The following is a 5,622-nucleotide window of genomic DNA, read 5'->3' on the forward strand; positions in this document are numbered from 1 at the left end:
CAAGTAAGGGTCTTGCCTGGCACGCTGTTCCCGCTGGAGTCGCCGCCGTATAAATAACTTGCTAAAAATCAAAAATGACATATAACATAGCCTTATAGGAAGGCTTATTGTAAAAATAAAAGGAGGTTATGCCATATGTCAATGGCTTATGAAGAATATATGCGTCAACTAGTTAAGCCGATGCGACAAGAACTTGTGCAAGCAGGCTTCCGTGAATTGACAACAGCAGAAGAAGTGGAACAATTTATGGAAAATGTATCAGGAACGACACTCGTAGTAGTCAATTCCGTTTGTGGTTGTGCAGCAGGACTAGCTCGCCCAGCAGCTACCCAGGCAGTGATGGCGAATGACAAAACACCAGATCATTTAGTTACTGTGTTTGCTGGTCAAGACCGGGAAGCAACAGCGAAAATGAGAGAATATTTTGTTGGGTATGAACCATCTTCCCCGTCCATGGCTCTTTTAAAAGGGAAAGAAGTAGTTCATTTCATTCCTCGTGAGGAGATTGAAAATCAATTTATTGAAGATATTATTAAAAATTTAACCGAAGCCTTTAACAAACACTGCTCGTAATTTTTAGGTGATGATATGTTTGTAACAACAGCAGGACGGACCAATGAAGAGATGATTGAACAAGCAAAAAAAGTCGCTAATGATCTCGGGTGTCTATACGTTCCCCGAAAGAAAAAAACGGTGAAACAACTAATGGGACGTTTAAACGACAGCTGTATCGTCGTTGGTAAAGAACGGATTGAGCTTCATCCATTGCTTGGTAAAGCCCCGTTCTTTTTTCATCCGAGTTCTGCGACGTTCCGGATGATTCGATTGTTACGAGGCGAAAAAGACCCATTAATTGAAGCTTCTCAGTTAACCAAAGGAATGACCTTTCTCGACTGTACGATGGGGATGGGATCAGATAGCATCGTGGCGAGCTTAATTGTTGGACGAACTGGCAATGTCACCGCATTAGAGGGGAACAAGTATATTGCTTATATCGTGCAAAATGGGTTAAAACGTTGGACATTTGACCACCAAGAAATGGATGAAGCGATGAGGAGAGTGCACGTTATTAACGAACGATACGAATCCTTTTTAAAAAAACAAAGGGATAACTCCTTTGATGTTGTTTATTTTGACCCGATGTTCGAACAAACAATTGATGAGTCATCTGGATTATCTGGGTTAAAACGATTGGCGATTTATGACGATATAACTGAAAACATGATCGAAGAAGCGTTACGTGTCGCTAAAAATAGAGTCGTTTTAAAAGATTACCACCGTTCGAGCCGGTTTAAACGGTTTGGATTTCACGTGTATCGTCGGCCATCGGCATCGTTTCATTACGGTGTCCTTACAAAAAACGAAAGATACTGAATCCGCTCAACCTGTATGAAATGCGGGTTCAGTATCTTTTTTTACAATTTTATTAATCGGTCACCGTTAAATAAACAAAATAAATAAGCATAAGAATAAATCCCACAGCGGCAAAAACACCCGTATCCATAAAAAACCTCCTTTTTCTTAATATTCTTTTATAGTATGTTTATACCCTTTTTGAATTATTTAGAAACTTTTTGGGGGAGAAATTCGTAGAAAAAAGAAGAAGAAATATAAAAGGAGAACTATTTGTGATGAAAACGTGGCTAAAACGTAGTTTAGTTGTCGTCATTTCTATTCTTACGTTAGGATTTATCTCCCCGTCCCATTCGCTTTGGACCGATCAAAACGATCACGACAAAGACAGTAAAAGGCAAAAAAGCGAAATACAGCACGAGCGGTCAGAATCCATTCAACTTACAGAATCCGAAAGTCATGACCGAAAACAATATGTATCCGCACTTCTTCAAGAAGCAGAAGCCCAAGTATACACCAAATTTGGTCCACGTATCAAAAGAAAAATTGAAGAGGAATTTCATCAAATGATTTGGCCTAACATGGAAGAAGTGATTTTATCATTTACAAACGCACTAAGTGATGAAGAGTTATTCTCTTTACGAATATCAAACACACCTGGTCGGGGAGAAAGCGAAAAAATTTTTCATTTGTACGATGATAAAACGAGCGAAGACCGTCTTCGAATTCACGTTCGAAGAGAGCACCCTCCTTTAGATGGTTATTATTTTCATTTTCATTACCATACATATAAAGATGGATTTACCGAGCATTTTTCTCTGGGGAAAATTTTTTGGGACCGAAATACGCCTCCTCATTGGATGTCAGCATAAATTGTTACTTGATTTAGAAGGAAAACTATGAAACAATTAAAAACTGATAACGGACAAGCAATGTCATTTAATGAGGAGGATTTTTTGAATGTCAACAATTTGGCAAGGGATGATTGAAACGTATGCCCAGTTTTTTGATTGGGATATGTGGATTCAAGTTTTGTCTGACCCTGTGAGCTGGGGATTAATTGGGACATTAGTTATATTAGAAGGACTGCTGTCTGCTGATAATGCGCTTGTTTTAGCGGTGATGGTTAAGCATTTACCGGAACAACAGCGGAGAAAGGCGTTGTTTTACGGATTATTAGGTGCTTATACGTTTCGTTTTATTGCTATCGGTCTAGGTTTATTTTTAATTAAAATTTGGTGGGTCAAAATTCTTGGTGCGGGTTATTTAGCATGGTTATCGATTAAATATTTTAAAGACAAGCGAACAGAGAAACAGGAAGAAGAATTTGAAGGAATAAATCAAAAAGGGATTCTTGTTCGGCTGTTCGGTACGTTTTGGGGTACGGTCGTAGCGGTTGAGTTAATGGACATTGCCTTTTCAGTCGATAGTGTTTTAGCAGCCTTTGGAATTAGCGATAAAGTTTGGGTTCTCCTGTTAGGTGGAATCTTAGGTGTCCTTATGATGCGGGGCGTAGCCGGATTGTTTTTAAAATTGATCGATCGCATTCCAGAACTAGAAACAACAGCCTATATCCTCATTTTCTTTATTTCTGTTAAAATGCTCCTTTCTGCTTTCCATATTCATATCGACCATACGACGTTTTTTATTATTGTTGTGGGAATGTTTGTTGTTACATTTATCCGCCATTATTGGACAACGAAGCGAAAAGAACAAAAACGATCCGACCTTTCTTTATAAGGTCGGATTTTTTTACTAAATGGTTAATAAAGGACTGTTATTCTGTTCAAGGGTACATAATAAAGGGCACTTTTTCCACTCATACAGACAGTTTCCTGGAATTTCCGGACAATTTAGAAGGTTAAGCGAACAGTTTTCCTCTAAATTTCGACAAATTTTGTCGATATACCTCTCTTTTTTTAGACAAATTTCTTTTCTTATGACCTAATTCGCCTTCTCTACTGACTTATTCTACTCCTATTTGACAAATAATCAGAACTTGACGGCACTTCCATGAATACAGCGCGAAGAGTTTCCAGTATTTTAAGAAGATTCGATGATTAAATCTTGATATAATGAATCTAGGAAACTAGCAACGTAGAAAGGAAGTAGAAAGGCAATGTTAAAAAAAGGAAAAGTTTGGTTCTTGTTATTATTTCTCCTTTTCGGTACGTATGAGCCTCCAACGGCCGTCGATGGAATCGCCTATTCCCAAACTTCCTTATATGAGCAACTACCCCTCCAATCTTCGGAATTGATTTCCCAATTAGTGATTTTACCGAATGAAACATATAATGAAAAAGCGGTGGAGTCCATTGTGAACCGATTAGACCGTTTGCCGCCTCAATTACTGGAACGAATTAATCATGAACAGATTAAATTAAAATTGTTTGTTGGAACGTTGACTGAACAAAAAAGCGCTTCCCATTTAGTGAATGTACAACCACGTGGGTACGAGCATACAGCACTAACTTGGGACGATGTACCAGGAATCGGAGGTAGTAAAATTGTCTTAGTAAAAATCGGACATAGTGATCAAGGGATGGGGCATGGTTCCGTAAATTTAGAGCTACATGAATTAGCCCATTCCATTCAACGTTATGTGTACAATGATATATCCATTCAAGGCGAATTTTTATCCATTTGGAAAGAAGAAGTACGACGGATTTTTCCAAAACAGCCGTATTTTATTAACTTTCCGGAAGAATACTTTGCAGAAACGTTTGCCATGTTTTATTATAATGAAGAAACGAAAGCCGTTTTAAAGGAGAAAGCGCCAAAGACGTTTTCTTTTTTTAAGAAGTTTGAAAATTTGTAAAGGGTGAAGCGGATGAGACAATATTTAGACTTAATGAAGCACGTATTAGAACATGGTGTTCAAAAGAATGACCGAACAGGTACAGGAACAATCAGTACATTCGGTTATCAAATGCGCTTTAATTTACAGGAAGGCTTTCCGTTATTAACAACAAAAAAATTACACTTAAAATCGATTATTCACGAGCTGCTTTGGTTTTTAAAAGGAGATACGAACGTTAAATATTTGCAGGAAAACGGTGTCCGTATATGGAATGAATGGGCAGATGAAAACGGTAACTTAGGGCCAATATATGGTTTTCAATGGCGCTCATGGCGCACGCGGGACGGAAGAACGATTGACCAAATCGCAAATGTGGTGGAACAAATTAAAAAGAATCCTAACTCTCGCAGATTAATCGTAAGTGCTTGGAATGTTGGAGAAATAGATGAAATGGCCCTGCCCCCATGCCACGCGTTATTCCAATTTTACGTAGCTGATGGAAAGTTGTCGTGTCAATTGTATCAACGGTCGGCGGACGTGTTTTTAGGTGTACCGTTTAATATCGCCTCCTATTCATTGTTAACGATGATGATCGCTCAAGTTTGTGACCTCGAACCGGGAGAATTTATTCATACGTTTGGGGACGTGCATATTTACTCTAATCATTTAGATCAAGTGAAATTACAATTAACACGAGAACCACGACCGTTACCAAAAATGAAAATTAATCCAAACGTCAAAGATATTTTTTCATTTACATATGATGACTTCCAATTAGTCGATTATGATCCACATCCTCATATTAAAGGGGAAGTGAGCGTATGATTTCGTTTATTTGGGCGATGGACGAAAACCGGTTAATAGGAAAAAATAATCAGCTTCCATGGCATCTTCCCGAAGATTTAAAGTATTTTAAACGAGTCACCATGGGGCATCCAATTGTGATGGGACGCAGTACCTTCGAGTCGATAGGCAAACCGTTACCTGGCCGAGAAAATATCATTTTAACTCGTGATGATAGATACAAAGCCGAAGGATGTACGATACTCCATTCGTTAGAGCAATTATTAGATTATATCGACGAGAAAAATGACGAAGTGTTTATTACAGGGGGCGCACAAATTTTTCAATTGCTTCTTCCTTTTGCCGATCGCTTATACGTGACGCGAATTCATTATTCGTTTGAAGGAGACACGTATTTTCCAGACATTGATTGGTCAGACTTTCGATTAGTTAAAAGAGAAAAAGGGCCCAAAAATGAAGAAAATCCGTATGATTATGAATTTGAAATATACGAACGGTTTAAGTAAAACTTGTCGCTTGTTTGCGGCAAGTTTTTTAAAAAAATGGCTCTACCCTAAAATAACTGTGGATAACTTTTACTGTTATTACATTCATCGATGTGCTAAGGGCAATTGGCATGAATGTCTGTTAAATGATACTGTTGGTATTTATACATTACGCTTGTG

General features: G+C 38.2%; 7 protein-coding genes. All 7 read left to right on the forward strand.

The features are described from left to right. Positions 1 to 135: 135 nt before the first annotated feature. The 7 genes from ABES52_RS03370 (at position 136) to ABES52_RS03400 (ending at position 5,463) form a co-directional block, all read left to right on the forward strand. Positions 136 to 573 carry a BrxA/BrxB family bacilliredoxin gene (locus tag ABES52_RS03370; protein ID WP_429648933.1) on the forward strand — a complete coding sequence of 146 codons (438 nt, stop codon included), beginning with the start codon at positions 136 to 138 and terminating at the stop codon, positions 571 to 573. A gap of 15 nt (positions 574 to 588) precedes the next feature. Next, positions 589 to 1,374: a class I SAM-dependent methyltransferase gene (locus tag ABES52_RS03375; protein WP_429648935.1), complete on the forward strand. Its 786-nt coding sequence runs from the start codon at positions 589 to 591 to the stop codon at positions 1,372 to 1,374. A 257-nt stretch (positions 1,375 to 1,631) separates the two neighbouring features. Beyond that, complete coding sequence (locus tag ABES52_RS03380; RefSeq protein WP_429648937.1) at positions 1,632 to 2,225, forward strand: YpjP family protein; 594 nt, start codon at positions 1,632 to 1,634, stop codon at positions 2,223 to 2,225. An 88-nt stretch (positions 2,226 to 2,313) separates the two neighbouring features. Beyond that, positions 2,314 to 3,093: a TerC family protein gene (locus ABES52_RS03385; RefSeq protein ID WP_429648939.1), complete on the forward strand. Its 780-nt coding sequence runs from the start codon at positions 2,314 to 2,316 to the stop codon at positions 3,091 to 3,093. Between the two features lie 379 nt (positions 3,094 to 3,472). After that, entirely contained in the window at positions 3,473 to 4,171 is a 699-nt protein-coding gene (locus ABES52_RS03390; RefSeq protein ID WP_429648941.1) for an anthrax toxin lethal factor-related metalloendopeptidase, read from the forward strand. A gap of 12 nt (positions 4,172 to 4,183) precedes the next feature. After that, a complete protein-coding gene (locus ABES52_RS03395) occupies positions 4,184 to 4,978 on the forward strand; it encodes a thymidylate synthase (RefSeq protein ID WP_429648943.1) in 795 nt (264 codons plus the stop codon). Continuing rightward, on the forward strand, positions 4,975 to 5,463 hold the full coding sequence (locus ABES52_RS03400; RefSeq protein WP_429648945.1) for a dihydrofolate reductase: 489 nt from the start codon (positions 4,975 to 4,977) through the stop codon (positions 5,461 to 5,463). Before ABES52_RS03395 ends, ABES52_RS03400 begins: the two co-directional genes overlap by 4 nt. Positions 5,464 to 5,622 lie beyond the last annotated feature (159 nt).

This window comes from Aeribacillus pallidus, assembly GCF_050478865.1.
Taxonomy (GTDB): domain Bacteria; phylum Bacillota; class Bacilli; order Bacillales; family JACDOC01; genus JACDOC01.

Excerpts from the sequence above, each read along its gene's own strand:
- ABES52_RS03370 (WP_429648933.1), top strand. The coding sequence starts at position 136 with ATGTCAATGGCTTATGAAGAATATATGCGTCAACTAGTTAAGCCGATG.
- ABES52_RS03375 (WP_429648935.1), top strand. The coding sequence starts at position 589 with ATGTTTGTAACAACAGCAGGACGGACCAATGAAGAGATGATTGAACAA.
- ABES52_RS03380 (WP_429648937.1), top strand. The coding sequence starts at position 1,632 with ATGAAAACGTGGCTAAAACGTAGTTTAGTTGTCGTCATTTCTATTCTT.
- ABES52_RS03385 (WP_429648939.1), top strand. The coding sequence starts at position 2,314 with ATGTCAACAATTTGGCAAGGGATGATTGAAACGTATGCCCAGTTTTTT.
- ABES52_RS03390 (WP_429648941.1), top strand. The coding sequence starts at position 3,473 with ATGTTAAAAAAAGGAAAAGTTTGGTTCTTGTTATTATTTCTCCTTTTC.
- ABES52_RS03395 (WP_429648943.1), top strand. The coding sequence starts at position 4,184 with ATGAGACAATATTTAGACTTAATGAAGCACGTATTAGAACATGGTGTT.
- ABES52_RS03400 (WP_429648945.1), top strand. The coding sequence starts at position 4,975 with ATGATTTCGTTTATTTGGGCGATGGACGAAAACCGGTTAATAGGAAAA.